At 48.4% G+C, this 26,952-nt stretch carries 28 protein-coding genes; 15 read left to right on the forward strand and 13 right to left on the reverse strand.

The genetic code is table 11. The annotated features are described in order from the left end of the window. The first annotated feature begins 203 nt into the window (after positions 1 to 203). The 8 genes from hemA (at position 204) to IE064_RS12545 (ending at position 7,927) form a co-directional block, all read left to right on the forward strand. A complete protein-coding gene (gene hemA / locus IE064_RS12510; protein WP_133039537.1) occupies positions 204 to 1,454 on the forward strand; it encodes a glutamyl-tRNA reductase in 1,251 nt (416 codons plus the stop codon). A gap of 13 nt (positions 1,455 to 1,467) precedes the next feature. Beyond that, a complete protein-coding gene (gene prfA, locus IE064_RS12515) occupies positions 1,468 to 2,553 on the forward strand; it encodes a peptide chain release factor 1 (protein WP_133039536.1) in 1,086 nt (361 codons plus the stop codon). A gap of 11 nt (positions 2,554 to 2,564) precedes the next feature. Next, a complete protein-coding gene (gene prmC, locus IE064_RS12520) occupies positions 2,565 to 3,410 on the forward strand; it encodes a peptide chain release factor N(5)-glutamine methyltransferase (RefSeq protein WP_189618095.1) in 846 nt (281 codons plus the stop codon). A 133-nt stretch (positions 3,411 to 3,543) separates the two neighbouring features. Continuing rightward, positions 3,544 to 3,939 (forward strand): SirB2 family protein, encoded by a 396-nt coding sequence (locus IE064_RS12525; protein ID WP_189618096.1) that lies wholly within the window; start codon positions 3,544 to 3,546, stop codon positions 3,937 to 3,939. Continuing rightward, positions 3,939 to 4,730, forward strand: a complete 792-nt coding sequence (locus tag IE064_RS12530) for a transglutaminase family protein (protein WP_189618097.1) — start codon at positions 3,939 to 3,941, stop codon at positions 4,728 to 4,730. The genes IE064_RS12525 and IE064_RS12530 overlap by 1 nt, the downstream gene beginning before the upstream one ends. Positions 4,731 to 4,808: 78 nt before the next feature. After that, entirely contained in the window at positions 4,809 to 6,056 is a 1,248-nt protein-coding gene (locus tag IE064_RS12535; RefSeq protein ID WP_189618098.1) for a DUF819 family protein, read from the forward strand. 57 nt (positions 6,057 to 6,113) lie between these two features. Further along, positions 6,114 to 6,962, forward strand: a complete 849-nt coding sequence (gene kdsA / locus IE064_RS12540) for a 3-deoxy-8-phosphooctulonate synthase (RefSeq protein WP_189618124.1) — start codon at positions 6,114 to 6,116, stop codon at positions 6,960 to 6,962. A gap of 92 nt (positions 6,963 to 7,054) precedes the next feature. Next, positions 7,055 to 7,927: an EamA family transporter gene (locus IE064_RS12545; RefSeq protein WP_189618099.1), complete on the forward strand. Its 873-nt coding sequence runs from the start codon at positions 7,055 to 7,057 to the stop codon at positions 7,925 to 7,927. Between the two features lies 1 nt (position 7,928). On the opposite strand, the gene IE064_RS12550 is transcribed toward IE064_RS12545, so the two are convergent. Together IE064_RS12550 and IE064_RS12555 are read right to left on the reverse strand one after the other, a co-directional pair. After that, complete coding sequence (locus IE064_RS12550) at positions 7,929 to 8,723, reverse strand: molybdate ABC transporter substrate-binding protein (protein WP_189618100.1); 795 nt, start codon at positions 8,721 to 8,723, stop codon at positions 7,929 to 7,931. A gap of 84 nt (positions 8,724 to 8,807) precedes the next feature. Next, positions 8,808 to 10,577 (reverse strand): flavocytochrome c, encoded by a 1,770-nt coding sequence (locus tag IE064_RS12555; protein ID WP_189618101.1) that lies wholly within the window; start codon positions 10,575 to 10,577, stop codon positions 8,808 to 8,810. A 277-nt stretch (positions 10,578 to 10,854) separates the two neighbouring features. Here IE064_RS12555 and IE064_RS12560 point away from each other — a divergent pair, with 277 nt between their 5' ends. The 3 genes from IE064_RS12560 to IE064_RS12570 all read left to right on the forward strand — a co-directional run bounded on the left by IE064_RS12560 (position 10,855) and on the right by IE064_RS12570 (position 14,085). Next, complete coding sequence (locus IE064_RS12560; protein ID WP_189618102.1) at positions 10,855 to 11,859, forward strand: porin; 1,005 nt, start codon at positions 10,855 to 10,857, stop codon at positions 11,857 to 11,859. 109 nt (positions 11,860 to 11,968) lie between these two features. Further along, the gene (locus IE064_RS12565; RefSeq protein WP_189618103.1) at positions 11,969 to 12,874 is read left to right on the forward strand and encodes a LysR family transcriptional regulator; all 906 of its coding nucleotides are present in this window, start codon (positions 11,969 to 11,971) and stop codon (positions 12,872 to 12,874) included. Further along, positions 12,868 to 14,085: a DUF819 family protein gene (locus IE064_RS12570; protein WP_189618104.1), complete on the forward strand. Its 1,218-nt coding sequence runs from the start codon at positions 12,868 to 12,870 to the stop codon at positions 14,083 to 14,085. The genes IE064_RS12565 and IE064_RS12570 overlap by 7 nt, the downstream gene beginning before the upstream one ends. On the opposite strand, the gene IE064_RS12575 is transcribed toward IE064_RS12570, so the two are convergent. Both IE064_RS12575 and IE064_RS12580 read right to left on the reverse strand, forming a co-directional pair. Then, the gene (locus IE064_RS12575; protein ID WP_189618105.1) at positions 14,061 to 14,984 is read right to left on the reverse strand and encodes a ketopantoate reductase family protein; all 924 of its coding nucleotides are present in this window, start codon (positions 14,982 to 14,984) and stop codon (positions 14,061 to 14,063) included. The genes IE064_RS12570 and IE064_RS12575 overlap by 25 nt on opposite strands. Further along, positions 14,981 to 15,349, reverse strand: a complete 369-nt coding sequence (locus IE064_RS12580) for a VanZ family protein (protein WP_133040534.1) — start codon at positions 15,347 to 15,349, stop codon at positions 14,981 to 14,983. Before IE064_RS12580 ends, IE064_RS12575 begins: the two co-directional genes overlap by 4 nt. A 143-nt stretch (positions 15,350 to 15,492) precedes the next feature. Here IE064_RS12580 and IE064_RS12585 point away from each other — a divergent pair, with 143 nt between their 5' ends. Continuing rightward, a complete protein-coding gene (locus tag IE064_RS12585) occupies positions 15,493 to 15,978 on the forward strand; it encodes a YajQ family cyclic di-GMP-binding protein (RefSeq protein WP_189618106.1) in 486 nt (161 codons plus the stop codon). Here IE064_RS12585 and IE064_RS12590 read toward each other — a convergent pair. From IE064_RS12590 to IE064_RS12605, 4 genes are all read right to left on the reverse strand, one after another. Next, on the reverse strand, positions 15,975 to 17,375 hold the full coding sequence (locus IE064_RS12590) for an AmpG family muropeptide MFS transporter (RefSeq protein WP_189618125.1): 1,401 nt from the start codon (positions 17,373 to 17,375) through the stop codon (positions 15,975 to 15,977). The genes IE064_RS12585 and IE064_RS12590 overlap by 4 nt on opposite strands. A gap of 103 nt (positions 17,376 to 17,478) precedes the next feature. Next, positions 17,479 to 17,814 (reverse strand): hypothetical protein, encoded by a 336-nt coding sequence (locus IE064_RS12595; protein ID WP_189618107.1) that lies wholly within the window; start codon positions 17,812 to 17,814, stop codon positions 17,479 to 17,481. Positions 17,815 to 17,875: 61 nt separating this feature from the next. After that, complete coding sequence (locus IE064_RS12600) at positions 17,876 to 18,460, reverse strand: peptidylprolyl isomerase (RefSeq protein ID WP_189618108.1); 585 nt, start codon at positions 18,458 to 18,460, stop codon at positions 17,876 to 17,878. 24 nt (positions 18,461 to 18,484) lie between these two features. Next, the gene (locus IE064_RS12605) at positions 18,485 to 19,051 is read right to left on the reverse strand and encodes a YajG family lipoprotein (protein ID WP_189618109.1); all 567 of its coding nucleotides are present in this window, start codon (positions 19,049 to 19,051) and stop codon (positions 18,485 to 18,487) included. Between the two features lie 120 nt (positions 19,052 to 19,171). On the opposite strand from IE064_RS12605, the gene IE064_RS12610 reads away from it, so the two are divergent. Next, entirely contained in the window at positions 19,172 to 20,254 is a 1,083-nt protein-coding gene (locus tag IE064_RS12610; protein WP_189618110.1) for a DUF2804 family protein, read from the forward strand. 74 nt (positions 20,255 to 20,328) lie between these two features. Beyond that, positions 20,329 to 20,979 carry a glutaredoxin 2 gene (gene grxB / locus IE064_RS12615; RefSeq protein WP_189618111.1) on the forward strand — a complete coding sequence of 217 codons (651 nt, stop codon included), beginning with the start codon at positions 20,329 to 20,331 and terminating at the stop codon, positions 20,977 to 20,979. Between the two features lie 56 nt (positions 20,980 to 21,035). Here the strand turns inward: grxB and IE064_RS12620 are convergent, their stop codons facing one another. The 4 genes from IE064_RS12620 to IE064_RS12635 form a co-directional block, all read right to left on the reverse strand. Then, a complete protein-coding gene (locus tag IE064_RS12620; RefSeq protein ID WP_189618112.1) occupies positions 21,036 to 22,487 on the reverse strand; it encodes a DUF3300 domain-containing protein in 1,452 nt (483 codons plus the stop codon). 109 nt (positions 22,488 to 22,596) lie between these two features. Beyond that, on the reverse strand, positions 22,597 to 23,982 hold the full coding sequence (locus IE064_RS12625; RefSeq protein WP_189618113.1) for an ATP-binding protein: 1,386 nt from the start codon (positions 23,980 to 23,982) through the stop codon (positions 22,597 to 22,599). Continuing rightward, complete coding sequence (locus IE064_RS12630) at positions 23,979 to 24,668, reverse strand: response regulator transcription factor (protein ID WP_189618114.1); 690 nt, start codon at positions 24,666 to 24,668, stop codon at positions 23,979 to 23,981. Before IE064_RS12630 ends, IE064_RS12625 begins: the two co-directional genes overlap by 4 nt. 13 nt (positions 24,669 to 24,681) lie before the next feature. Further along, positions 24,682 to 25,005 carry a PepSY domain-containing protein gene (locus tag IE064_RS12635; RefSeq protein ID WP_229800036.1) on the reverse strand — a complete coding sequence of 108 codons (324 nt, stop codon included), beginning with the start codon at positions 25,003 to 25,005 and terminating at the stop codon, positions 24,682 to 24,684. 207 nt (positions 25,006 to 25,212) lie between these two features. Between IE064_RS12635 and IE064_RS12640 the strand changes: the two genes are divergently transcribed. Further along, complete coding sequence (locus IE064_RS12640; protein WP_189618115.1) at positions 25,213 to 25,980, forward strand: choice-of-anchor H family protein; 768 nt, start codon at positions 25,213 to 25,215, stop codon at positions 25,978 to 25,980. 40 nt (positions 25,981 to 26,020) lie between these two features. On the opposite strand, the gene IE064_RS12645 is transcribed toward IE064_RS12640, so the two are convergent. Then, positions 26,021 to 26,740 carry an alpha/beta hydrolase family protein gene (locus IE064_RS12645; protein ID WP_189618116.1) on the reverse strand — a complete coding sequence of 240 codons (720 nt, stop codon included), beginning with the start codon at positions 26,738 to 26,740 and terminating at the stop codon, positions 26,021 to 26,023. Positions 26,741 to 26,952 lie beyond the last annotated feature (212 nt).

The raw sequence follows: 26,952 nt of genomic DNA on the forward strand, positions 1-26,952 counted from the left end.
CCTGTGCGTGATGACCTTTTTATCAGCAATCGCTGTTATAGCGCGGCTTGCCGCGTCATCAAGGTTAATTGCCTGATAAAATTAACCCTTTATTCACTAATAAACCTTTATTCGGTTTTGTTAAGCGTATTCTGTTTTTAGCTGGGGCAATTCAGTAGAATGGCCGCATCTTAACAAGACGCCAAGAGTCCAGAACGAGTCAGATGAGCCTTGTAGCAATTGGTATTAACCACAAAACTGCCACTGTCGACCTGCGTGAAAAAGTAGCCTTTGCCCCGGACAAGATCCATGAAGCCATGAGAAGCCTCGCCCAAGAGACGGCTTCTGGTGAAGCGGTGATAGTGTCCACGTGTAACCGCACTGAGCTGTACTGTAACACTCAGGATGTGGCGCGGGTGGTTTCCTGGCTGGAGCAGTATCATTCTCTGAGCCACGACGAAGTGGCACCGTGTCTTTATGAATTTCAAGGCCAGAAAGCCGTTCAGCATCTCATGCGGGTGGCATCTGGTCTAGATTCACTGGTGTTAGGTGAACCGCAAATCCTTGGACAGGTGAAACAGGCATTTGTCAAAGCCAAAGAGTCTGGTACCGTGGCCATGACCATGGATCGTCTGTTCCAGAACACCTTCTCTGTCGCCAAGAAAGTGCGCACCGAAACGGAAATTGGCACTGCCGCTGTGTCGGTCGCATTTGCCGCAGTGAGCATGGCAAAACATATTTTCTCATCGCTGGCGACCACCAAAGCCTTGCTTATTGGGGCCGGTGAAACCATTGAACTGGTGGCCCGCCATCTCAAGGAAAATGGTGTTGCCAGTATGGTGGTGGCAAACCGCACTTTGTCGCGTGCCGAAGCCATGTGTGAAGAGTTTGGTGCCCAAGCGATCACCTTGGAACAGATCCCAGATTTTCTCCCTAAAGCCGATATCGTGATATCCTCTACCGCCAGCCCGTTACCTATACTGGGTAAAGGCATGGTGGAAAAAGCGCTGAAGCAGCGCCGCCATCAACCTATGTTACTGGTTGATATTGCGGTTCCCCGTGATATTGAAGCAGAAGTCGCCGATCTGGATGCGGCTTATCTGTACACGGTTGACGATCTGCAAAGCATAGTGGAACAGAATATGGCCTCTCGACGTGAGGCCGCCGAGCAAGCGGAGCTTATCGCCGAAGAGCAATCACTGCAGTTTATGGAGTGGGTGCGCTCGCTAGAGTCCGTTGACAGCATTCGAGAGTACCGTACCCACTGCATGGATATTAAGGATGAGCTGTTAGAGAGAGCTATCAACAGGTTAGGGCAGGGCGCGGATGCCGAAGAGGTAATGCGCGAACTGGCTAACCGCCTCACTAACCGACTTATTCATGCACCGACACAGGCGCTAACTGTCGCCAGTCGTCACGGCGATCTCAATGCACTTGGTCAGTTAAGAACCGCGCTCGGTTTAGATAAAGACTAAGGTTAGCAACTGAATGAAGGATTCCGTTATCCGTAAGCTGGAAGGCTTACAGGAGCGTTATGAAGAAGTACAGGCACTGCTCAGTGAAGCAGATGTCATCAGCGATCAGGATCGATTTCGTACCCTGTCCCGTGAGTATTCCCAATTAGAAGATGTGGTGAAAGGATTCCGTCACTTCCAGCAGGCATTGGCGGATCTGCATACCGCCGAGGAGATGCTGCAGGAAGACGACCCTGATATGCGCGAAATGGCGCAGGACGAGCTGAAAGCGGCCAAAGCCCGCTTGGAACAGCTGGAAGGGGAATTGCAGATCCTGCTGCTCCCCAAAGATCCTAACGATGATACCAATGCTTTCTTGGAAGTTCGTGCCGGTACTGGCGGTGATGAAGCCGCACTGTTTGCTGGGGATCTGTTCCGTATGTACAGCCGCTACGCCGAAGCCCGGCGTTGGCAAGTTGAAGTCGTCAGCGCCAGCGAGGGCGAGCATGGTGGCTTTAAAGAAGTGATTGCCAGAGTCAGCGGTGATGGCGTGTATGGTCGCTTGAAGTTTGAATCGGGGGGGCATCGCGTACAACGGGTACCGGAAACCGAGTCGCAAGGCCGTGTGCATACCTCCGCCTGTACTGTCGCCGTGATGCACGAAGTGCCAGAAGCGCAAGCGGTAGAAATTAATCCTGCCGAACTGCGTATTGACACTTTCCGCTCTTCCGGGGCCGGTGGTCAGCATGTCAATAAAACTGATTCTGCCATTCGTATCACTCACTTACCAACAGGTTTGGTGGTGGAATGTCAGGATGAGCGTTCGCAGCACAAAAACAAGGCGCGGGCCATGAGTGTGCTGGCTGCACGTCTGCAGGCGAGAGAAGATGAAAAACGCGCCAGTGAGGAAGCGTCGACTCGTCGCTCATTGGTCGGCAGCGGTGATCGCTCCGAGCGGATCCGCACCTATAATTTTCCTCAAGGGCGTGTCAGTGAACATCGAATTAACCTGACGTTGTACCGTCTGAATGAAGTCATGGAAGGCGATCTGGATCAACTGATTGACCCGTTACTTCAGGAATATCAAGCTGATCAGTTGGCCGCACTCTCCGAAGAATAAGGACTGATGTCGTGACCAGAACTACAATCGCAGAAGCCCTGCAATGGGCTTCCTCTGTATTGTCCGCAACGTCAGAATCTGCTCACGTGGATGCTGAAGTATTGTTGTTACACTGCCTCGGAAAGAATCGTAGTTTTATCTATGCCTGGCCTGAACGGCAATTAACTGACGAACAACATAAGCAATTGCAACAGATGGTGGCGCGCCGCGCGCAAGGTGTGCCGGTAGCACATATTGTGGGTGAGCGCGAATTCTGGTCTCTGCCATTTATTGTCAACGAGTCTACCTTAATTCCGCGACCTGACACTGAAATCCTGGTAGAAACCGCGTTAAATCTGCCGCTGGCGGAAAACGCGGCAGTCTTAGACCTTGGGACAGGTACAGGGGCTATCGCACTGGCATTGGCCCATGAACGTCCACAATGGCAAGTGTGCGCGGTAGACAATGTTGGTGCCGCAGTAGAACTGGCCAAGGCTAATCGTAAGAACCTGGCTTTGCCTCAGGTTGAGATCCTTAAAAGCGACTGGTTCTCTGAGCTTGCGGGGCGTAAATTTCAACTGATAGCGTCCAATCCTCCCTACATTGAAGAAAATGATGAACATCTGGCACAGGGCGATGTGCGTTTTGAGCCTCGCAGTGCATTAACAGCAGGTCAGCAAGGGTTTGCCGCTTTGTTTCATATTGCCGAGCATGCCCGTGAATTTTTGCTGCCAGGTGGTTATCTGTTACTGGAACATGGTTTTACCCAAGGTCGGCGGCTGCGCGAAAAACTCAATGAACTAGGATATCTGCAGGTGGCGACGGTTCGGGATTTTGGCTCCAATGAGCGTTGTACCTTAGGTTTTTGGCCGGGGTAATCGTTCCTCCACTTGAAAATCGGCGACTTAGCCACCATCTACTTCACTGTGGAACCCGCGAACGGACAATCGTTTGGACGTGGGAGAACCATAGGGTAAACTGACGCCTTCTTTTCGCATCGGCGGTTTACAAATGGATAATTTTTACAGTGTTTACTCGGGAATTAAGTACTTTCACTTGCTGATGATTGGCCTGAGTGTCACCTTTCTCAGTGTGCGCTTCGTGTTAAGCCTCGGGCAATCTGCATGGATGGATAAAAAGTTATTAAGGATTGCTCCGCATGTGATTGATACCTTGCTGCTGCTCTCCGGCGTAACCCTGTGCTTTATGATCAAGCAATATCCATTTGTCGACACCTGGATGACCGAGAAGCTGGCGGCAGTCGTCGCATATATTGTGTTGGCCATTGCTGCCATGAAAAGCTCCCGCGGCATGTTATTCCGCATCTTTGCTTTCCTCGGTGCTATCGGTTGGCTGGTATTTGCGGCTAAAGTGGCTTACATCAAACAAGCGGTATTTTTAGGGTAATGCAAAGATTTCCTTCAGACGACAAAGCGCTTTCCCTGCCGGAAACCGCATTTGAAATGTGTCAGTATCTGGGGTTCAGTGACCTCAAACAGGTACAGTGGGCTTGGTATGAGCTTTCGGGCGCGGTGTTGAGCCATTATCTGTTTGATGAAGAACAGCGTTTTGCGGCGTTATTGAAATGGTTTTATCAGGATCTGCGTTTCTGTGAAAAAGCGGAATATTTCTCCCGTGATGCCGCAGATTTGGGGCGTTGTCTGCAAAGCCGACAAGGCAACAGCACTACGCTTGCGACGGCACTTATGTTGCTTGGGCGAGAGCTGGATCTGAAAACCGCGCTGATCTTGTTGCCGGGAACCACGGTAATGTCCTGCCAGTTAGCGGGAGAACTCCATTACATCGACCCATTGACCGGTAACCGCCTTAATCGGAAACAGTTGCATGCGCTGGTACGTGGTGAACTAGGCAACTGGGCCGCTATGAAGGATAGCTATCTCAAGCCTGCCTCTGTCAAACAGGTGTTAACTCGACTGCTGCATGAACTTAAAGCCGGTTGCATTGTTGAGCACAGATTTGAGTCGGCACTGGAATGTTGTAATCTGCTCCTCGACTGGTATCCAGATGATCTAAATCTGCACCGTGAACGTGCTTTTATTGCGCAGCAGTTGGGCGCCATTCAGGTGGCAACGGCTGATCTGCAGTATTTTATCGATAACAATCCGCATGATCCGATAGTCGAACTGGTGAAAATGCAGTTACAGGAACTCGGTGAAGAAACTCAGGTATTTCACTGATATCCAACAGCGGTTACGCCAATTACACTATGTTATCTACACGGAACATAATCACTATTTAGGGAGAGCCTCTGCCTTATGACGACCGCTCTGGTTACCAACGACGCAACGGCGCTGGGAATTTTGGCCGCCATACTGGGATTTGTGTTTTACACGAACAGCAGTGAACATCCATTCTGGCAAAAGTTTTACCGTTTTGTTCCGGCGCTGCTGCTCTGCTATTTTTTGCCGTCGCTGCTGAACACTTTTGGCATTGTCGATGGCCATAGCTCTAAACTCTATTTCGTCGCTTCCCGTTATCTGTTACCTGCCTGTCTGGTGCTGCTTATTCTCAGTGTAGATCTGAAAGCCATTCTTAGTCTCGGTCCCAAGGCGTTGGTGATGTTTCTGACGGGCACTTTCGGCATTGTGATTGGCGGTCCAGTAGCGCTGTTGCTGATGTCGCTTGTTGATCCATCATTAACAGGAGGCCATGGGCCAGACGCTGTATGGCGCGGTATGACTACCTTGGCCGGGAGCTGGATTGGCGGTGGTGCCAATCAGGCAGCGATGAAAGAAGTCTACGAAGTTGGTGGTAACATCTTTTCGGTAATGGTGACGGTGGATGTGATCGTCGCCAATATCTGGATGGCCGTGTTGCTTTTTCTGGCGGCTAATGCCAAAACCATTGATGCTAAAACCGGTGCTGATACCCGTGCAATTGATGCCCTGCGCCACAAAGTGGAAACGTACCATGCGGAGAATGCTCGGATCCCCAGTCTGCGAGATCTCATGCTGATAGTGGCCATCGGCTTTGGCGTCACCGGGATTGCTCATATGTGTGCTGACTGGCTAGCACCTTTCTTCAGTGAACACTATCCGTGGACGGAAAAATACAGCCTGACTTCGTCATTTTTCTGGCTGGTAGTCATTGTTACTACCATAGGACTGGCCTTGTCTTTTACGCCATTACGGCATTATGAGGCCGCGGGCGCTTCCAAAGTGGGCTCTGCATTTTTGTATGTGCTCGTGGCAACCATTGGCCTGCATATGGATGTCACTAAAATAATGGATACGCCAGAGTATTTTTTGCTTGGCATTATCTGGATGATTGTCCATGCGGGATTAATGCTGCTGGTGGCGAAACTTATCCGTGCGCCGCTGTTTTATATGGCGGTAGGTAGTCAGGCCAATGTTGGGGGCGCGGCATCAGCACCGGTGGTAGCTGCCGCGTTTCATCCAGCGCTGGCACCGGTAGGCGTGTTGTTGGCGGTATTCGGTTACGCGCTAGGGACTTACATGGCTTGGCTCTGTGGTCAGCTGTTACAAGTGGTAGCGAGTTGGTAAAGAATTTTTTTATGAATATTCATGTGCTGCAGGGCAGCCATTGAGAGAGATGCGGTGATGACCATGAAAAACATCAAGCTCGGCAATATTGAGATCGCTAACGACAAGCCATTTGTGCTATTTGGTGGCATGAACGTGCTGGAATCGCGAGATCTGGCGCTACGAATTGCAGAAACCTACGCCGAAGTGACTCAGAAACTCGGTATCCCTTATGTATTCAAGGCCTCGTTCGACAAGGCAAATCGCTCCTCTATCAACTCCTATCGGGGACCTGGTATGGAAGAAGGGTTGAAGATCTTTCAGGAGATCAAAGACACCTTTAACTTGCCGTTGATCACCGATGTGCATGAGCCATATCAATGTGCGCCAGTGGCCGAAGTGGTTGATATCATCCAGTTGCCAGCGTTTTTGGCTCGGCAAACGGATTTAGTGGTAGCCATGGCCAAGACCGGGGCCATTATTAACGTGAAAAAACCGCAATTCCTCGCGCCCCATGAAATGCGCCACATCATCAAAAAATTCAATGAAGCTGGCAATGATGAGATCATACTGTGTGAACGTGGCAGTTGCTTTGGCTACAACAATCTTGTGGTGGACATGCTGGGTATGGATGAGATGAAGCAGAGTGGTTACCCGGTTATATTTGATGCCACCCATGCACTGCAGCGCCCAGGTGGCCGCGCAGACTCCGCTGGAGGTCGCCGTGCCCAAGCCACAGAATTGGCGCGCAGCGGGATGGCGTTAGGGCTTGCGGGGTTGTTTATTGAGGCGCATCCTGATCCCGACAATGCCAAGTGCGATGGCCCCTGTGCGCTGCCGTTGCATCTGCTGGAAGCCTATCTAAGCCAGATGAAAGTGGTTGATGATTTAGTGAAAGCTTTTCCGGTGTTGGATACCAGCAAGTGACCGTAAGCCGCAGTGACCTGTAATATGCTCAAATGCCCGGTAGTTGCTGGGCATTTTTGTGTCTTTTTTCAAATTCTCGTCTGGATCAAATCATGTGGATTCTGTTTACCCTGATGGCTGCTTTTATGCAGGCATGGCGCAATGCTTTTCAAAGTCGACTGAGTCGGGATGTTAAAATTGCCGGGGTGACATTAGCGAGGTTTCTGTATGCCAGTCCGTTGGCAGCGCTTTATTTGGGGCTACTGTATCTGTGGCAACCTGCTCCGTGGCCGCAACTATGGGGTTTAGGTGGATTGTATATTTTAGGCGCGGCCTTGATGCAGATCCTTGCTACCGCATTAATGGTAAAGCTGTTTAAGCTGAAAAACTTTGCCGTGGGGGCTGGTCTGGCAAAAAGTGAAGCGTTGGTGGCAGCGATCCTTGGGACATTCATCTTTGGCACACATCTAAGTTTATTGGGATGGGTCGGTGTCTTTATCGGGGCGCTGGCGGTATTCCTGCTGAGTGTCGGTGATAGTTGGCGCAGCATGTCTTGGTCCACGGTGTTGCTGGGGATAGCGTGTGGCAGCGGCTTGGCGCTGACCTCCTTGTGGGTGCGTGAAGCTAGTCTGGTGTTGGGCTTGCCTTTTCCCCATCGTGCGGCCTGGGTGTTATTGCTGGTGATCCTGACGCAAACGTTGCTGTTACTGCTTTGGTTGTGGTTGACGGATCGCAATACCTTACAAGCGCTTTGGCAGCGTCCTAAGCTGACCGTCGCTACCAGCATCAGTAGTTTTATGGGGTCGCTTGGCTGGTTCAGCGCTATGTCGTTAACGGCGGTGCCTTATGTGAAGACGCTTGGACAGGTGGAAGTGTTTTTCATGATGTTTATCTCTTACTTCTGGCTGAGGGAAAAAGTAAGAGTTAAAGATATTGGCGGCCTGTTGTTGATTGCCTTGGCCGCCATTTTAGTGTTGTGGCGTTAACTTATTCAGCGGCGACTGGATCAAGTCCTGCCTGACGAATACTGGTAATCACGTATGGGGTATCTGAGGCAAGATAGTGGATTAACGCTGCGGCTTCTTGCGGATGCAGGCTGCTCTTGGTTACTCCGGCAGAAAAAGTAGTTACTTTTTGATATTTGCTAGGGATAGGACCAACCAATTCAGCCCCTTGAATGGGTAATATTTCGCTGATTTGTTGGAACCCGATTTCCAGTTGTCCATCAGCGACTAAACTGGCAACGCGTTTACTTAATACCCGGGTACTTTTCGGTTCGATCATTTGCCACAGGCCCATCTCCGGCCACAGTTTAGTCGACAAATAAGTACCGCTGGCACTGGCGGAATAGCCAATAGTTTTGGCTTCATTCAGCACCTTAATGAAGTTTTCTGGCGTACTGATATCCGGTTTTTTGGCCCCTTTTTTCACACACATGCCAATGCGTGAACGCACTAAATCTGTGCGAGTATCTTTGCTGACGAAGTCTTTATTGGTCAGTTTATCCAGTGAACTACGAGACAGGATCAGTACATCAAACTGTTCGCCGCGCTTGAGTCGCTCAGGAATCGAGTCCACCGCACCACCTGACGATGAACCATAAGAGATATCGATGTCCAGCCCGGTATCTTTTTCCAGTTGCGGCTCCATGGCGGTGAGAGTGCCAGCAAATCCTCCAGAAGTGATAACTTTGAGTTTTACAGCGGCTTCAGCAGCATAACTACCCAAACTTAATATCGCGGCCAATAACACCGGCCCTAAACGATAAAAAATACCTTTCATAGTGTCATCCTTTGTTATTAAAAGGTGCGGTCCGCCGGAGCGGACCGCGGGGGTAGGCACCTAAGTGCCTTAGGGACGTTATTTCTATTTCTTCAATGCGTTTTCGGCAGCGTTTTCACCGGCAATTTTGCCAAATACCACGGTGTCAGCGATGGCGTTACCACCCAGACGGTTGTATCCATGTACACCGCCAGTTACTTCTCCGGCTGCATAAAGACCTTTGATTGGCCAGCTCTGCAGATCGAGTACTTCGGCTTTGGTGTCAATGGCAACACCGCCCATGGTGTGGTGGATACCAGGGGCAACCTTTACTGCATAGTAGGGAGGTTGTGTCAGGTTTAATGGCATGTCTTCACGGTGGAAAGCTTTATCGTCTCCGGTTTTCTGATATTCGTTGTAGTCAGAAATGGTACCAGCTAACAGTTTGGCGTCCATTTTGGTTAGCTTAGCCAAGTCTGCAATGGTGTCTGCTTTTTTAAGCATCTGTAAGTGGTCATAGCCGCGCACCATTTTGGCTTTTTTATACAGTTGATTATCAAATACCAACCAAGCAAATTTCCCTGGTTGCTTCAGAATGGCATCAGACGCACGGTCACGAGTGGTCAATTCACTAACAAAACGTTTACCTTCAGCGTTGACCATAATGGCACCAACACCGCGTACTGTTTCTGAAATCAGAATACGGCTGTCCATTCCGATAGTTGGGTGAGCCTGGATCCAGTCAATATCTGTCATGCTGGCACCAATCTCTTTGGCCATATTGATACCATCACCAGTAGCAGTAATATTGTTAGAACTGGTCATTCCTTTAAAGGTTGGACGGTAGAAGGCTATCATCTGTTTGTTGTAGCCATAGCCGCCGGTAGTTAATACGACTGACTTAGCACTCAGCATGTAATAACCACTGTGTTTCCCGTGTACCACTACCCCAACAATCTGGTGGTCGTCGTTAAGTACCAGTTTTTCTGCACGGGAGTTCAGGCGGGTTTCTACGCCATATTTGTCTGCTGCTTTGCGCAGTGCCTGGACGATAGTTGGACCTGCACTACGACCATCTGCAGGTCGATGCGTACGGTCAACGCGAGCACCACCAGAGCGCTTCAGGTCATCCATGTTGACGCCTAAAGACTCTAGCCATTTCACCCCTGCGGCTGATTGTTCAGCAAGAATTTCCACTAATTTAGGGTCATTGGCATAGCGGCCGCCCTTCATTGTGTCTTCCACAAACCATTCCACTTTGTCTTCTACGTGGTGGGCTTTTTGTTGTGGTGTTCCAACGGCGTTCATACCACCAGCAGCCAACATAGAGTTACCGCCACTGAACGGCGCTTTTTCTACGAGAATGACTTTGGCACCAGCTTGTTTTGCCGCAATTGCGGCGTTATAGCCGGCACTGCCTGCACCGATAACAACAACATCTGTGCTCTCGATAGGGCCTTTAGCGATAGCTTGCTGAATTTTTTCCTGATCCCATTTTGCATCCCAAGCTTCTTTTTTCTTGGCATCATTAAATGGAATTTTAAGATCGAAAGAGTGACATTCATTACAGTAAACTTTTGACTGCTCATGGCCCTTGTGGCAGCTCGTACAATGGATGTCGCCCAAGTGTGAGTTATGTGGATCGATCTTTAATTTTGGATTTTTCAGCGCTGAATAGTCACCATGACAGCTCAGGCATTGCCCATTAATATAGTTTTCACTGTCATCGGCAACTTTCCCTGGCGTTTGATGACAAGTTTTACAACCATCACCTTTGTCTTTGTGAAACGAGGCTAAATCATTAGCTTTAGCTTCTGCATTGCCGATACCGGCTAGACACATTAGGATCAAACCACTTAACACTGCAAATTTCATGATGTTCCCTTTTTCTTGTATAGATAAAACTTAGTATATGGTGCAGGTTATTCATGATTAAAAAGTTGAATTAGATCTGCTTTATTTTTTGTTTATTTATTATTTAAGTTGGTTTAAGAAAAAATTAACTCAAGCTTTAAATATTTTTTAATGCTGTTTTTTAAATTCTTAAGATGGTTTTAGATCTAGTTAATTGTGATCGGGTTGTAATTCTTTTATTGACTATTTTATCTATTCTTTGCAGCGATTTTTATAGTTACCACAGGAATATTTTTCAATGAAAAAAACAATTCTGGCAGTCAGTCTTATTACCGCCGTTTTCCCTGTTTCTCATGCATTTGCGAACGAAACGCAGTTTTACGGTCGTGCATGGCTTGGGTTAACATATTCAGATAACGGATTACTTGCCAATCGCAAAGAGAATGGCACCCAGCTTGAGAATTTCGCCTCTTTCATCGGTTTGAAAGGGGAAGAAAAATTAAATGATAGTTTGAAACTCATTTATGTTGCTGAAGCCGGAACCGAAGGTTACTACGAAACATCAGAACTATTTACTGCAAGAAATACCTATATTGGTGTTGCTGGTAATTATGGCTCAATGGTTTTTGGTCGTAATGATACCGTGTTTAAGAAAACAGAAGGTAAAGTAGACCAGTTTAATATTACATCTGCAGATATGGCCAAGTTGATTTCTGGAAATGATCGTCTTGGTGATTCTGTTACTTATTATTCTCCTAAATTATCAGGGATTCAATTCGGCGCCAGTTATCAATTCGCTGACAATGTCGATAACAGTTCAGGTAACTATGCCCTGAGTGCTACTTTAGGCGACAGTCATCTTAAGAAAGATAACTATTATGTGGCATTGGCCTATGCTGATGGTTTAAATCAGTTAGACGCGTATCGTGTGGTGGGTGGTGTTAAGTTAGCGGGTATTCATTGGGGCGCACTGGTTCAACACGCTAAATCAGACAAATATGAAAATCTTGATGGCAATAGCTATATGTTGAGTGCGGCTTTGCCTTTTGATCAGTACCAAGTGAAAGTGCAGTATCTCTATGACCGAGCCGGTTTAGGTAAAGTCACTAGCAATATTGCAGATAAAAAAAGTGTCACTGATACCAGCAGTTACCTGTTGTCTTTAGGGTTGGATTACATGCCATCCAAAGCGACTACTATCGGTGTGATTGCCAGCTACCTTAACGGTGATGTCACTGACAAAAATGGTTATCGGGACTATGACGACAACCAATTTACTGTCTATTTAAAACAGATTTTTTAACTATTCCGCGTGTCAGTATCACGCGCAAATGAACATTCGCCGCATTGATCAAGGTTTGTCGGCAGAGTAAATGCTAGACTCTGCTGACAAGCACAAGTGGAACTGATTAATGAAAGTCACCTTAAAACAGTTGCTGGTTTTTAAAACCATTCAACAAGAGGGGCAGATCTCTAAAGCGGCAAAACAACTGCATATGTCGGTGCCTGCGGTGAGTATGGCGCTAAAAGAGCTGGAAAGCATATTGGAAAGCCGCTTATTTGAACGCACCTGCAGTGGCTTACAGTTGAACCAGCAAGGCGAATTATTATTACCGTACGCTAATGAGATGCTAACAACGAGTGAGCAACTGGAGCAGGTTTTCTCCGCTTCGGCGTCTGGTGTCGTTGGCAGTGTTACGATTGGTGCATGTAAGACTGCGGGCAACTATGTACTATCGCGTATGTTGCCGCTGTTTCATATGCGCTTTCCGGCGACACAATTGCGGCTGGTAATCAACGACTCCAACAGTATTGAACGGATGTTGGTCGAACGAGAAATGGATCTGGCCTTTGTGGATGCTAAGCCCAGTTTAGCGTCTGTTTGCAGTGACATGTGGTTAAAGGATCGCATTTGCATTGTGTGCGGGGCGGATAATCCACTGGCACAACAACCCATCACTACCGAACTTTTATCACAGCAGGTCTGGTATCTGGATGAGTCTGCCACAGTTTCGCGGGTGCGCGCTATTCAACTGCTGCACAGTTGTGGGATTGTCCCTTCACAAAACATTACGATGACGACACTTGGCGCTATCAAACGTGCCACCGCTAGTGGCTATGGTGTCAGTGTGTTGCCTTATATGTCTATAGATGCCGAGTTGGAGCGTGCTGACTTAGTCGAATTATCGGTCCCTGGTTGGGATTTTGAGCGCAATTACTGGATGATATACCGTGCAGATGAAGCGCTATCTCCCGCTTGTTGTAACTTTAAGGAGTTTGCCAGCGACAATTGCGATGCGCTGCGCCATTTATGCTAAAGATCACCAACGATTTCCAGCTGTTTGGCGTGTTATGTCTCTTTCTCGGCGGTATCTTTTATACCGCCGGGCTAAAAAATCGGTTTTTTATCGCGCTATATAAGTTGATACCGGTGATGGTTGCCTGCTATTTTTTGCCGTCACTGCTTAATACTTTCCACCTTATCGAGATCCCCGACTCCCATCTGTTTTTACTGGTGCAAGATTACTTGATGCCTGCCTGTCTTTGCCTGTTGCTGTTGGGCTTGAATATCCGTGCAGTATTTAGCAGTGGCGGTAAGTTGCTGTTGTTATTCTTTATTGGCAGTGTTGGTGTTTTTATTGGTGGTCCTCTGGCGTTGCTGGCGGTGACTCATTTTCGGCCAGAAATGTTGCTGGAGCAGGGCGATAACAGTTTGTGGCGAGGCATGGCAACCTTGGCGGGTAACTGGGTCGGCGGTACCGCCAATCAACTGGCTATCAAACAGCTATTTCATGTTGGCGATGATATTTTTGGTGTGTTTGTGACCGTCAATGTGTTGCTGTCTGGAATATGGATGTCATTACTGCTTTTGTTGGCACCCCATGAAACACAAATTAATCGCTGGTTGCGGAGCGCTTCAATCATCCCAGTCACTAGTGCCGAACAAGAAACCGAACGTGTAGCTGATTTACGGCATTTGATGCTGTTGCTGTGTATGCCGTTATGTCTTGGTGGATTGGCCCACGCTATTTCTGGGTTTCTAGCACAATGGTGTGCCTCATTCTGGCCTGGTGCCAGCCAGTATCAGCTGCATTTGCCTTTTCTGTGGCGGATGGTGATTCTTACAACCGGCAGCGTATTGTTGTCATTGAGCCCGGCGAGAAAATTGGCGGTCTATGGTGCCGATAAGATAGGTTCAGTTTGCCTGTATCTGATGCTGGCAATTATGGGACTGAAGATGAATATCGCCATGTTGCTGCAGTTACCTTGGTTTTTTGTGATCGGCGCAATCTGGTTGCTGATCCACATAGCGGTAATGCTATTAGCTACCTGGTATTTGCGGTTGCCATTTGGTTACATGGCGATAGCCAGTCAGTGTAACTTGGGTGGGGCGGCTTCTGCTCCAGTGGTTGCAAGTGCCTATAACAAAGGGTTGGTGCCATTGGCACTGCTGATTGCGGTTTTTGGCTATGCCTGGGCGAATTTTGTTGCTTGGGCTTGCGGTCAATGGCTACAACGTATTAGCTGAGTTTGTAAGCACTTTACCTGGGCTACTAGTGATTGATTAACTGGAAGTTCAACATCATGTTGCTGCGCCAGTTGTAATAGATAACCGTTAATCGCGTCGATCTCTGTCAGACGCTGGTGTTGTATGTCTTGCTGCATGGAGGAATAGTTGGTAGCGGTAAGGCTAATCACCTGATTCACCCGTTGCAGCAATGTATCGTTGTCGAGGCTTAAGCCTTCAAATTTTGCAATCTTGACCAATTCGGCAATCACCGTCTGGATCTGCTGTTGGTAATGCTTTTCTGCCAGAGCCCCATTGGGGATATTATCAATGGCTGTTAGTGGGTTAATCGCCGCATTGACGGCCAGTTTGCCCCATAACGCTGGCATAATATCATCACACCATTCACTGTCAGGAATCGCCTGCAATAACTGTGACTGCAGTTTTTTGGGCATTGCAGGCCCAGTGATATCGCCTAACTGAGTAATGCCGCTACCGGTATGGCGTATCTGGCGTTCACCTATCCGCAGAGCTCCTTGGCTGGTGGTGCCCAGCGACAGACCTCGCCCCGCTAACAGTGGTATTAACTGGCGATGAGGGCCAAGGCCATTATGCAGTAGCAGCAGTTGACAGTGTTGCGACAGTTTTGGCAGCAATGCCGATAACGTATTGACAACTTGGTATGCCTTTAACGTTACGATCAGTAAACTAATATTGCTGAACTCGGTGGCTGCGGCGTCAATAGCTAGACAGGGAAACATACGGCAATAACTACCGTCCCTGGTCTCTAACGTGAATTTTTGCAATGGTTGGCAGCACTTGTCTGGACGTACAATCAATAGTGGCTGACAACCGCTGCTTGCCAGTTGATGCGCCAGCAATTGGCCGATAGCACCCGCGCCGAGAATCGCGATGGTCATTGTCGGTGCCCGCCAACGCGTTTGGGCCGCCGCACTTGATGCCAGACGCCAAGCAGTAAATAAAACAGTGCTACGCCTGCCATATCCGCCATAAAGTCCTTCACGTCGGCACTGCGATAAGGCAGAAAAGACTGCACAACCTCGATAAGCATGCCGTAAAACGCCAGTTCTAGTACAATCCAATACCAGCGTGGGCGGTACGCCTGATACGCTAGCCATGCCAGCATGAAAAAGCTACCGATATGGCCGACCTTGTCGAGGTTAGGAATATTCTGTGGATAGCTGGGTTTGGAGAATACCAGATAACTGACTAGCAATACTGCAGCCAATAAGGCGATACGAAAAACTAGCTGTCGTTTAATCACATTCACATCGATGTCAGGGAAATCTGCTATTCATGATATGCAAAAGCCCCTTAGGCTGTCACTCGTAACCGCACATCAGTTCAGCTGATCTTCAACATGCAGTAAACTAAGGGGCAGAATTAGGACAGGAATAAGACGAGATTATGCCTTCATTTGATATTGTGTCGGAAGTAAATGCCGTAGAACTGCGTAATGCGGTAGATAATAGTCGGCGGGAGCTGGATACTCGCTTTGATTTTCGCGGTGTGGAATATGATGTTGAACTCAAAGATTTTGTGGTGACGTTGTCATCTGAATCGGATTTCCAGTGTAAACAGATGGTGGACATTCTGCGCACGCAGTTGAGTAAGCGCAATGTAGATCCCAAAGCGATGGAAGTGGATGAGAAAATCGTTCACACCGGTAAAAGCTTTGCAATGAAAGTGCGTTTTAAGCAGGGCATTGAGACGGAAACCGCTAAAAAGCTGGTAAAGCTGATTAAAGACAGCAAGCTGAAAGTGCAGGCGCAGATCCAGGGCGACTCTGTGCGGGTTACCGGTAAAAAACGCGATGACTTACAGGCAGTCATGGCGCTGGCGCGTAATGCCGAACTGGGTCAACCGTTTCAGTTTAACAACTTCCGTGATTAATCCTCGGGTTGTTTTACTGGGACTGTGCTAATTTCCGCTGAGGCTGGTGGTTGGCGATCTGCCAGTTTCACCAGTAACAGCACCGGCAATCCGATGATACTGGCACTGATGAAGAAATTCACATAGCCGAAGGCATTAACCCACTCCCCAGAAAAACCCGCTACAAATTTCGGGAATAACAGCATAATCGACGACAGCAGCGCGTATTGTGTGGCGCTGTAGCCTGCCCCCGTCAGGCTCGACAGATAGGCAATAAATGCGGCAGTGGCTAATCCGCCACTGAAGTTATCGGCGGAGATCGCCACTGTCAGCAACGGCACGTTATAACCCACATACGCTTGTAGGGCGAATAGCAAGTTAGTAACGGCCACCAGAAATGCGCCGACATAAAGAATTTTCATGGTGCCATAACGCGCTACTAGTAAGCCACCAACGCCAGAACCCACCAGTGTCATGATCAGTCCATATATCTTGCTCAACGTGGCGATTTCTTCCTTGGAAAAGCCCATATCGACGTAAAATACATTGGCCATAATCCCCATCACAATATCGGAGATGCGGTAGCAGGAAATGAGCAGCAGGATAATAATCGCGTGGCGACCATAACGCTTGAAAAAATCAATAAATGGTAGCGCTACTGCGGCATATAACCAGGCCAGTAGCCCGGCAACCGGCCGTGAATGCTGTTGGCGCAGATGTTGTTTCATGCGGATCTCATCACCGCAGGCTTGACGCACATCGACTTGCGGCTCACTGGCAAAAAAACTGGTTACCAAGCCGATCGCTATTAGCCCCGCCATTATCAGGTAAGACGTTTGCCAACTGTTGAGATCATAACTTTCCGGTGTCGGTGACACCCAGGCGGCAATCGTCAACGCGCCTGCAGTGGCAATGATCATGGCACTGCGATAGCCCACTTGATAAGCCGCAGCTAACGCGGCCTGCATCCCCTCCGGTGCCGACTCGATGCGAAAAGCATCAATGACAATATCCTGAGTTGCAGAGGCAAATGCCACCGCTAATGCACATAGTGCCAGATGCGTTAGATCGCTACGTGGGTCGCTGCTGGCCATACCAAGAATTGCCAAGATCAGCAGTAGCTGTGAGAAAATCATCCAGCCGCGCCGACGGCCAAACCACTGGCTAAGCAGCGGTAACTGTAGTCGGTCTACGAGTGGAGCCCAGGCCCATTTAAACGCGTACATTAATGCTATCCAGCTGAAATAGCCGATTTCTGCCCGATCAACACCGGCTTCTCTGAGCCAGAAGGATAAGGTGGAAAATACCAGCATCAGCGGTAGCCCGGAGGAAAATCCCAGCAACAACATTATCAACACCCGGCGGTGCAGATAGATAGCAAACGTCTTTTTGAGCGTGGATAAGCGGCTAATAGACATGACGATACGACTGGGAAATGAAGGCACTAGCTTAAAAGTCTGCGTCAGTGACTGCAAGCTAGCACCGCACAATTGTTGGTGTTCCGCATTAAAGCGGTATTACTTACGTGATTTTTGCTGCTGGACGCACACCTGAACAGCCATCAGGGAAGCTTCCCTTCCCAGCGAGGAAAGCGCAGCATTGACGTAACTGTTGACGCAGATATTGATTGCCTAGCAACGCCCACTCCGGCCATTTTTCAAAACTGTACAGCAAAAACCAAAATACTCGTTCAAGATCTGATTGGGCTTCACCGTTGTTGCCGAGCACAAACCATTCTTCGAGGGTGTCCCATAGGTACAGATGTAACTCTGTTAAGGGGATCTGTTGCTGGTAAAATCCTTCTCCATAGGCAGCCAGTTGCGGAGCCTTGAGCTGGATGAAGTCATCCGTTGTCATCAATCCAAGTCCCAATAATCATCTTTGTTAAAAGTATAGCGGTTGTTTATACCACAGCAGATCACGGCATAGGGAGTAATGTCGCTTTTTTTAGTATGATTGGACTAAGCGGCACATCTTCCCATTGCAGAGCAGCGTTAGGTCCGGTTGGCACTTGCGCCATTTTCTGCAATACATCCAGCCCTGCAGTAACTTCACCAAAAACGGCGTAACCCCAACGTTTAGGGGACGGATCCAATTTGGTATTGTCAGCTACGTTAAAATAGAACTGACGTGTCGCCGTGTGCGGGTCATTTTCTCTCGCCATTGCTATGGTGCCAAGTGTGTTTGACAGGCCATTTCCTGATTCGTTAAAAATCGGTTTATCTTCTGGCAACGTTTTGAGTTGCGGATCGTAACCGCCGCCTTGTACGACAAAATCTTTGATAATACGATGGAAAATAGTGTTGTTATAATCGCCTCTGACCACATAGGTCAGAAAATTATTAACGGTGAGCGGCGCACGACTACGATCCAACTCCACGACAATTTTCCCCATGCTGGTATCCAACTCCACTTTGGGGTACAGATTGTCTTGCTGCAGATCTAGCGCCAGCACCATAGGTGAACTTAACAGCAATAACAGAGTAATAAGCCAACGGGTCATTACATATTCCTTGTCAGACAGTGGTTAATTTTGTTGTAGAAATTGGTTCAGCTCTGGGTCGTTAATTATTTCCGCCGATAACTTAGTCATCAGTTTATTGATGTCCAGTTCCAATGTCGCAAAATCGGCACTGAGAGGACCTTTCATGCGACTGGTGGCCGAATAACGTTTGCTGAACGTATGGCTGCTATTACTGGCCTGTACGCTGATAGCGAGATTGGTGACCGCTTCAAATCCCAGCAGCGATTCATCCACATCTGTTTGAAGTTGCTCAAGCCGTAGTTCAAGCGTGGTGGCACTCGCCGGATCTATCTGATAACCCGCAGTGTTGAATCCTTTGCGGAAAAACTGTTCGGTCAGGCCTCGCATGTCCTGCATGGTTCCCACCAAACGTGGCGGTTTTTCATCATTAAAGCGCACGACATAGTTAATGGTGCGCAGATCGCTAGCCGTCAGCGTCAGTGGCGTTGGCTGATGGGTCTGAACCTGTATTTGGGGTTGTTCAGGTCCGAGCGCGATTTTTTCCGGTCCCTTACTGGCACATGCCGACAACATCATGCCGATAGCCAGCGCAGTAATAATACTTTTCATATCAAAAACTCATCTGTATCGAGGCAGGCGAACAGCATAACAGATTTCTGGCGCTGCAGAAGTCCGCTGAACCAACCACTTTTAATGTTGACACATGCGGGGTAGAGTGGCGTTAAGGGTATGGCAACAAGAGTATTACTCATGTGGTCTGAAGACATTACTCCGGTTAAAAATCCCGCCAGTGGTGTGTTTACCCGGGAAGCACCTCAGTCGCTGGTTATGGGGGGAATGCCGGTGTTTGGGCATTTTGACGGTATGGTGAAAACACTCGGGTTGGAGCAGTTTCATCTGACTGACGAACTGGACAAACCATTGCCGCACTGGCAACAACGGCTGCACTTTAAGCAACAGGAGTTTATCTCTGTCCACAGCAGTCGCTACCTTCTTGGCGTTGGCTTAACTGACATTGGCTATAGCAATAGTGGCTACTGTTATCTGTTTGATCAGATCTCGGGCAAGTTGTTTCAGCAAAGGTGGCAGTACCCCATAGCGCTCAAACGACACTTGGCTTATTCACCCTGGCAGGGCATTAGCAACGGCAAAGGCATTGTCATTAAACGTGAACAGGGACAATGGCAGCTAATTCTGCGGTTATCGTTACAGCATGTGGATATTAACGCGGAATTGACCTTGACCCCAGGAGCGCTGAGTCTGCCTATGACTTTGTGCTGCCCCAGCGGTTACAACGGCTGGAGTTATGCGCAGCAACACAGTGGACTAAAACTCTCTGGGCAACTGGCAATCAATCATGAGCCGCAGCCGTTATCGCGCACGCGGGGGGGATATGGTTTCTGGGCGGGTTACACTGCGGGGCAAAGTCACTGGCGTTGGGTCTGTATTAATGGTGATTATGCCTCTACGCCGCTCGCGTTGAACTTGGCGAGTGGTATTAATGATACTGGATCTTGCCAGAATGTGTTGTGGCAGGACGGTGCTCGGCATTTGTTAACGCCGGTACATTTTAATGTCGATCATCGCTCTGGTCGAGAAGGGCGCTGGCGTATCTGGTCGGAACGGGAAGAATTGGATTTGTGGTTTACACCCACCAGTCATTTCCAAATGCGGCAACGGGGCTTGCGCCATCGGATGTTAAGACGCCATTACCATGGAATGTTTGAGGGTTGGGTCCGTGATGGTACCGGTCAACAGCAGTCCGTAAAACAGCAACCGGGGATTGCAGAAGACTTTTTTGCTAGCTGGTGATAACCGTGACCTGGCCGGAAAACTCAGTTAAGCTGGTGCCCTTTTGTGCATAATTGGACGTCATGGAGTATCCAATGAAGCTGTTTCTTTTTGATCATTGTCCCTTTTGTGTCAGAGCCATGATGCTGACCGGACTCAAACAACTGGAAGTGGAATGGGTCTATCTGCTAAATCATGATGTGCAGTCAAGACTTGATAAAATTGGGGCTAATCAGGTGCCGATATTACAAAAGCCAGACGGCAGTTATATGGCTGAAAGTTTGGATATTGTGGCTTATCTGGATCATGTCGATGGTCAGCCTGTGTTGCAGCCTTCGACCCAACAAGCTGCTATTCAGCATTATCTGACCGAATCCGCCTATAGTAGCAGCCGTTTGCTTTTCCCCCGCGATGTGTGTTTGGGATTACCTGAGTTTGCGTCAGATGCCGCAGTTGAGTGGTTTACTCAACGTAAATCGGCAATCATTGGCATCAGTTTTGATGAGGCGCTGGCTAGTACCAAGACTTATCTCGAAGGTTTATATAAATGTTGGCCGTTGCTGGAAGATATTCGTCTGCCATCGTCTTTAGATAATCGATTGAGTTATGACGATGTGCTGCTATTCCCTGGATTACGTAATCTAACCATGGTGAAGGGAATTGAGTTTAGCCCTCATATACGCCGTTATATCGACGAAGTCGCACAGCTGACAGGCGTGCACTTATATGCCGAGGTCGCTTTATAACAGCTCAATAAAAAAGGCAGTCGGATGACTGCCTTCGGTTGACGCTAGTTGTTGCGTTAATTTTCCCGCTGTCTAATCCCATTATTGCTATGGGTTTTCGGTGCAGAGTTCTGCAGTGCGCGGGCTGGTGGCGCTTGACGCTCCACTCGTTGTACTTGCGGCTGACGTACCTGTGGCTGAACGTGCGAATAACTTGGCATTTGTCGCTGCGCTGCCACTTGCTCACGTGAAATACTCTGCGGTTTTGGCGGTTCAATCCGTGTTTGCGGCGTTTTCACCTGCGGCATCACCTGTGGTCGCTGCTGTTGCACCGTTTGGTGTCTCTCTGTCACGTTGGGCATCGGCTGTTGGCGGTACCTGTGGTCATCGGGACGCTGTTTGTCCGCTGCAATGTCATTGCGCTGCTGGTGGTGAGTATTCACTGCCTGCTGCTGTGGCCGCGGTTGATAGTGTTCCCTGTTTTTGCCATCCACTGGTCGCACATTGTTATTTTTTTTATTGTCAGTTGTTAACCCGTGTTCTCTGTTATCAAAAGAGCGCTTCATGCCTTTGTTATCATGTGGTTGTGGGCGATTTTGCAGTGAATGCTGTACTTGCTGATAACGATTATCGTCTCTGTGATATTTGGGCTCATAGCGTTGCTGCAAGCTTTCATGGCGATAATGTACCCCTCGGCGATGTTCGGGGCGATGCACCCAACGTTGACTGCCGCTGCTAATTGAACTGCGATAGGGTACGTAACGGTAGTGAGTATGATGATAATCGACCCATACCGTCCGTTCATGCCAGCGAAAAGTGCTGAAGAAGAAGTTAAAGGAGATTTGGATACCACCGTTACGCCAGTAGAACAAGCTGTGCGGCGCAATGACATAGCCGGGAAACGGATCCCAGTAAAACGGTGGGTAGGCGCTCCAGCGCCAAGTGCCATATACCAAACGAGGATCATAGTAAGGAACCCAGATCACTTGCGGATCTGCGGGGACAATGATTATTCGGTCATTTTCCCGTTTGGCTTGGATCTGGCTGACATTTTTCAAACTGTCCGCAGCGTAAGCCGCTTGACGTAAATCCTGAATGCTGTCCATCACCCGTCCTTCATCGGCGACAAATGCTTCACCTAAATCAGACGTCCAGTTCAGATCTTGGCTCATCTTGTCGAGGATATTGGGAAATGCCAACAGTGCCACCACGCTGGGATCCCAACCTTGTTTAGCGCCTTCATTGGTAAGCTGGTTGTCGCTCCAATCCTGATGCTGCTTGCGCCAGCGCTGGGCTTCTACCACCTCCAACGGATAGGTGCTAGCGATCAGTACATGGGTTAACAGCGCGTCTGGATACAGGGCGATGGGTGCCAGCATCTGTGCTAATTGGGCATCGCTATAGTATCTGCTGCTGCCATCATCAGCGCTGAATGCCCGACCACTGAAACCTATTGTGGTCAGCACCAGCAATAACAGTAATATTGACTGTGTTGCTAGGTGTTTTGCGTGTTGGCTGAAAGTGTTCATATCTGCCTCCGCTTTCAAGCAGGAAACCCGCATTGTTGCCGGTTTCTCCATTTATTGAGATACAGCTTATAGAACACAAGATGAACATAAGCTGAAAGCGATTTTTTATTTACTGAGGTTGGCGGTAGTGGGGCAAGATGATACTAAAGCGGGCACCATTCAATGTCGGGGAGGTGTCGATTTGCCAGCTTCCTTGATAACTTTGTAGCAGATCCTTGACGATTGCTAGGCCGATACCGTGGCCCTGTTCATAGGTGTCCGCACGAACGCCTCGCTGGAAGATCTGTTCGCGTTGTTGGTCGTTAACTCCTGGACCATCATCTTCAATTTGTATCAGCAAACGCTGATGATCACTGCTGATACTGAGCATAACGTTATGAGTTGCCGCCTTGAAGGCATTGTCCAGCAGGTTGCCAAGAATTTCGCTAAAGTCTGCTTCATCACCAAAAAACATGGCTTGCTCATCCAACTGTTCGGTGAGTTGTAACGCCTTTTGCTGATATATTTTTTTGAGGGTTCGCAACAGCTTCTCGGCGATTGGTTGGACTTTTATCCCTTGGTGCCAAGCGCTGTTGCCTGCCGCTTGTGCGCGTTTTAATTGTCGGCTGATGTTGGCATTGATGCTGTTTATGGGCTCTAGCGCTTCTGCAGGTAGCGCTTTAATGCTGCTTAGTATGGCTAATGGGGTTTTCAGACTGTGGGCTAAGTCTGCCAAGGCATTACGATAGCGCTGGCGCTGGTGCAGTTCATTACTTATCAGCGTGTTGAGTTGCTGCGCGACCTGTTCGAGTTCCGCCGGATAGTGGCTTCCCAATCGTTGTTGTTGGCCAAGCTGTACTGCGGCCAATTCACTGCGAAAACGTGCTAAAGGTTTTAGTGTCCACCATAACCAGCCCCCCTGGATCAGTATCAGTGCCAGCATCAGCAGCGCCAGCCACTGCCAAAGTTGGTGGCGAAACTCTTGTAACGTTGCCTCAAAGCCATCAGTAGATTTAAGAATATGAACACAAAAAGGTAGGTCGCTACCACCGGGCGATGCTGAGGCGAAGCTGGCGCTTAGGCTGTAGATAAAATGAGGTTTACCATTGATGACTATTTGGCTGAATTGACTCTCACCTAAAGGTGGTGCAGGCAGATTTTTTGGCAGCGGCAGACCGATAAAAGATTGAGAATGCCACAGCATTTCATCCTGATCCTCATCGGTAATGATGGCATAGAGCCCAGACTGATCCACATTAAACTGGCTGTCTTGTAGCAACTGCGGTAATTCTAGTTTTCCTTGCTCGACTTCTGCTAACGCTAGGATGCCATATAAGGTGGCACTGAGTTCATCTTTGGCTGCTTCGGTCAGTTGTACACGGAATGCATCTGTCAAGGTGATACCTATTAAGGGTAGCAACACCAGATTTAACAGGATGGCACTGGCTATCAGCCGCGCCTTCAATGAACCTGTTAACCAGTGCCAGCGCTTTTGCGCCCAACGGGTGCGACTCATTCCTTGCCCTTTTTACCAACACAATTCATGCGATACCCTTGGCCTCTTAGCGTTTCTATTAATCCCAAGGCGTTGTCGGGATCTAATTTTCGACGCAGGCGGCGGATAAATACTTCAATAACATTAGAGTCAAGATCAAAGTCTTGGTCGTAAAGGTGCTCAATGAGCACAGTTTTGGCTTGTACGGCACCTTGATGCAGCATTAGGTATTCAAGCAAGCGATATTCGGAAGCGCTAAGGTTGACCAACTGATTACCTAGCCTGACTTCTGCGGCGCTGGTATTGATTGTGAGTGGCCCGTTTTCCAGTAATGGGCTGGCTTTGCCAGCCGCTCGGCGGATCAACGCCTTGACCCGCGCCAATAATTCCTGGGGATGAAATGGTTTGGTTAGATAATCATCGGCACCGGCGTCAAGTCCTGCAACCTTGTCCTGCCAGCTATCCCGTGCTGTGAGGATCAATACTGGATAATCAAGCTGCCGTTTGCGCATCGCTTCGATTAATGCGATGCCATTGATCTTAGGCAAGCCAACATCAATGATTGCGGCATCATAGGGATATTCACTGGCTAGAAATAAACCATCTTCACCGTCAGCAGCACAATCAACACCGAAATTCGCATCTTCCAGATGTTGTTTCAGGTTGGTTTGCAGTGCGCAGTCATCTTCCACTAACAATAAGCGCATAGCTGTCTCCCCGTCACTGACCAACCTGACCGTTACTGGCATTGACTGAAACATAGATAATGCGACCATTTTCAGTGAGGAGTTTCACCCGATAACCAGGGCCTCCCCCCACTTTGGCGTTTTCTACTTTCAGCACTTTTCCACCATAGCGGCTTTTCACCATCTGCGCTGCCTGATTGCCGCTGCGAACCACGAGCTGCGTTTGTTGCGGCTCCTGTCGATTATTATGTGGTTGTTTGGCCTGCAATATGGGACTAGATAACGACAATCCCAACAGTACTATCAGATTGGCGAATAGACGGACCTTTTTGGGATTGTTACATCTGCTAAAACTCATGTTGCGATCCTGTCTGGATGAATACGACCAGTGTAAAAGATCCTGTCCGGCGTGCATACCTATGCTTCAGATAAATCAAGTATGACGATCCGCGAGGTATGATTATCGGCAATCAAGATGAACACTGGCTGACCATTTTCGTTCATGTTGTATTCATCCTCATATCGTTTTAATGGCTAACAGTAGTTTTATGAAGAGGCGACTTATATGAAAAAGGCCAGTTTGATTATCTCTGTAGCTTTTTTACTCCTTTGGCACAGTAGCAGCTTTGCAACCACCACTAAGTCTGTGGATTACAAAATGGCGCAAGCGACTGATGAATTGCAGTTACGTCAGCAGGCGACTGAGCGATTACAGCAAGCCGATATCCGTCATCTACCCGTGAAAACTCGAACCGAGATGATTGCCGCTAAAGAAGCAACGGTAGTAGACCGCAAGGCGCTGCAAAATGTCTCATCGTTTAATGCCCACAGTTATTATCATCAATTTAGCTTTTATGATGTCGCCACTTATTTATTGGATGATGATAACTATGATGGTTTTTATCATAGCTTTTCGTTGGAGATTGATGCTGATGTCTATGGTGCTGAACCGACTGAAAGTGTGCCGGTATACGCAGAGATATATCTCAGTCGCAATGGTGGTGATTGGCTGCATTTATACACGACAGACATATTTTATCTGCAAGGCAATAGTTCTTATGACAGCTATCAGGTTTCCACTGCATTAGAGACGGGATACCCTACCGATCACTATGATGTATTGATTGATCTCTATGAAGTTGGGTACAGCGATATTGTGGCCACTGTCAGCAGTGACGATCTTAATAGTCTCTATGCGCTGCCGCTACAGAGCCATGATCGGGATTATTATGATAATGGCGGCGCACTCGTAACCGTCAGCGCTGGCAGTCTGTCTATGCTTGGTGTGTTAGCGTTGGGCTTGCTGGCCTGGCAACGACGCTCACTTCAGTAAATTAGAAGGCCTGGTTTCCCCAGGCCTTAGTATTTAATTATCAGAGATATTTACTGAGAAATTCATCCAACGCTTTAAACGTTGCTTTCCTACCAGCACTGTCGTCCAGGTAATGTGTGGTGTCTTCTAACTCGATATATTGGACATCAATTTTACCACGCGCCTTATCGTAAAAATCAGCGGATTGATGGTAGTTCACTTGTGTATCTTTGGTGCCGTGGATGAGCAGAATTGGCGCGGTGATTTTACTAATATGATTGATGGCCGACACGTCACCAAGGGCTGCTAACTCTGCACTGGTCTCTTCTTTGATAATATTGCCGACATATAGTTGCATTTTTTTCTCATGGGCGATATCGGCTTGCAAATCGCTAATGCCAGCAATACTGACATAACATTTATAGCGCGTAGGTTGCTGGAAAGCTTCCGTCAACGCGACATAGCCGCCGTAACTCGCTCCCACCATACAGGCTTTATCTTTAGCAACAGGGAAGTGAGTTAGGACGTAATCCATTGCGTCATCGACGTCCCGCTGCATTCGTTTACCCCATTCATAATATCCGGCAGTTTCATACGGATTACCAAATCCTTCTGAACCACGAAAGTTAACTTGTAATACGGCATATCCTTTGGCTGCGAAGAACTGCACAAAGGGATCAAAATATTTATAGTCGCGAGCATGTGGGCCACCATGAGGGAACACAATTAATGGCGGGTTTTGGACGTTATCCGGCATTGTTAGGTAACCGCGTAACGCCATACCGTCACTGGCTTTAAAGTAAATATTTTTTGGCTCGCTGAGTTTTTCATGGTTTAACAGAGGGTACTTGGAAAGCCAAACTCCCGCCTTAATGTGATGGTCCGCCTCCCTTCTCAGCAACTATGCTGAGATTAGGCTAGACAGGAGGTAGACCATCATGTTTATTCAAGTACTCGGTATCGATTTAGGCAAGTCAAACTTTCATCTTATTG

The sequence above is a fragment of the Shewanella fodinae genome, from assembly GCF_014651955.1.
Taxonomy (GTDB): Bacteria; Pseudomonadota; Gammaproteobacteria; order Enterobacterales; family Shewanellaceae; genus Shewanella; species Shewanella fodinae.

What these genes read in the sequence shown, in the direction of transcription:
- IE064_RS12535 (WP_189618098.1), top strand. Translation starts at nt 4,809, where the DNA reads ATGACGACCGCTCTGGTTACCAACGACGCAACGGCGCTGGGAATTTTG.
- IE064_RS12625 (WP_189618113.1), bottom strand. Translation starts at nt 23,982, where the DNA reads ATGAGTCGCACCCGTTGGGCGCAAAAGCGCTGGCACTGGTTAACAGGT.
- IE064_RS12530 (WP_189618097.1), top strand. Translation starts at nt 3,939, where the DNA reads ATGCAAAGATTTCCTTCAGACGACAAAGCGCTTTCCCTGCCGGAAACC.
- IE064_RS12600 (WP_189618108.1), bottom strand. Translation starts at nt 18,460, where the DNA reads ATGACCCGTTGGCTTATTACTCTGTTATTGCTGTTAAGTTCACCTATG.
- IE064_RS12565 (WP_189618103.1), top strand. Translation starts at nt 11,969, where the DNA reads ATGAAAGTCACCTTAAAACAGTTGCTGGTTTTTAAAACCATTCAACAA.
- IE064_RS12640 (WP_189618115.1), top strand. Translation starts at nt 25,213, where the DNA reads ATGAAAAAGGCCAGTTTGATTATCTCTGTAGCTTTTTTACTCCTTTGG.
- IE064_RS12635 (WP_229800036.1), bottom strand. Translation starts at nt 25,005, where the DNA reads ATGAGTTTTAGCAGATGTAACAATCCCAAAAAGGTCCGTCTATTCGCC.
- IE064_RS12605 (WP_189618109.1), bottom strand. Translation starts at nt 19,051, where the DNA reads ATGAAAAGTATTATTACTGCGCTGGCTATCGGCATGATGTTGTCGGCA.
- IE064_RS12550 (WP_189618100.1), bottom strand. Translation starts at nt 8,723, where the DNA reads ATGAAAGGTATTTTTTATCGTTTAGGGCCGGTGTTATTGGCCGCGATA.
- IE064_RS12555 (WP_189618101.1), bottom strand. Translation starts at nt 10,577, where the DNA reads ATGAAATTTGCAGTGTTAAGTGGTTTGATCCTAATGTGTCTAGCCGGT.
- IE064_RS12585 (WP_189618106.1), top strand. Translation starts at nt 15,493, where the DNA reads ATGCCTTCATTTGATATTGTGTCGGAAGTAAATGCCGTAGAACTGCGT.
- IE064_RS12610 (WP_189618110.1), top strand. Translation starts at nt 19,172, where the DNA reads ATGGCAACAAGAGTATTACTCATGTGGTCTGAAGACATTACTCCGGTT.
- IE064_RS12525 (WP_189618096.1), top strand. Translation starts at nt 3,544, where the DNA reads ATGGATAATTTTTACAGTGTTTACTCGGGAATTAAGTACTTTCACTTG.
- IE064_RS12545 (WP_189618099.1), top strand. Translation starts at nt 7,055, where the DNA reads ATGTGGATTCTGTTTACCCTGATGGCTGCTTTTATGCAGGCATGGCGC.
- IE064_RS12570 (WP_189618104.1), top strand. Translation starts at nt 12,868, where the DNA reads ATGCTAAAGATCACCAACGATTTCCAGCTGTTTGGCGTGTTATGTCTC.
- hemA (WP_133039537.1), top strand. Translation starts at nt 204, where the DNA reads ATGAGCCTTGTAGCAATTGGTATTAACCACAAAACTGCCACTGTCGAC.
- grxB (WP_189618111.1), top strand. Translation starts at nt 20,329, where the DNA reads ATGAAGCTGTTTCTTTTTGATCATTGTCCCTTTTGTGTCAGAGCCATG.
- IE064_RS12630 (WP_189618114.1), bottom strand. Translation starts at nt 24,668, where the DNA reads ATGCGCTTATTGTTAGTGGAAGATGACTGCGCACTGCAAACCAACCTG.
- prfA (WP_133039536.1), top strand. Translation starts at nt 1,468, where the DNA reads ATGAAGGATTCCGTTATCCGTAAGCTGGAAGGCTTACAGGAGCGTTAT.
- IE064_RS12620 (WP_189618112.1), bottom strand. Translation starts at nt 22,487, where the DNA reads ATGAACACTTTCAGCCAACACGCAAAACACCTAGCAACACAGTCAATA.
- kdsA (WP_189618124.1), top strand. Translation starts at nt 6,114, where the DNA reads ATGACCATGAAAAACATCAAGCTCGGCAATATTGAGATCGCTAACGAC.
- IE064_RS12595 (WP_189618107.1), bottom strand. Translation starts at nt 17,814, where the DNA reads ATGACAACGGATGACTTCATCCAGCTCAAGGCTCCGCAACTGGCTGCC.
- IE064_RS12645 (WP_189618116.1), bottom strand. Translation starts at nt 26,740, where the DNA reads ATGGCGTTACGCGGTTACCTAACAATGCCGGATAACGTCCAAAACCCG.
- IE064_RS12575 (WP_189618105.1), bottom strand. Translation starts at nt 14,984, where the DNA reads ATGACCATCGCGATTCTCGGCGCGGGTGCTATCGGCCAATTGCTGGCG.
- IE064_RS12560 (WP_189618102.1), top strand. Translation starts at nt 10,855, where the DNA reads ATGAAAAAAACAATTCTGGCAGTCAGTCTTATTACCGCCGTTTTCCCT.
- IE064_RS12590 (WP_189618125.1), bottom strand. Translation starts at nt 17,375, where the DNA reads ATGTCTATTAGCCGCTTATCCACGCTCAAAAAGACGTTTGCTATCTAT.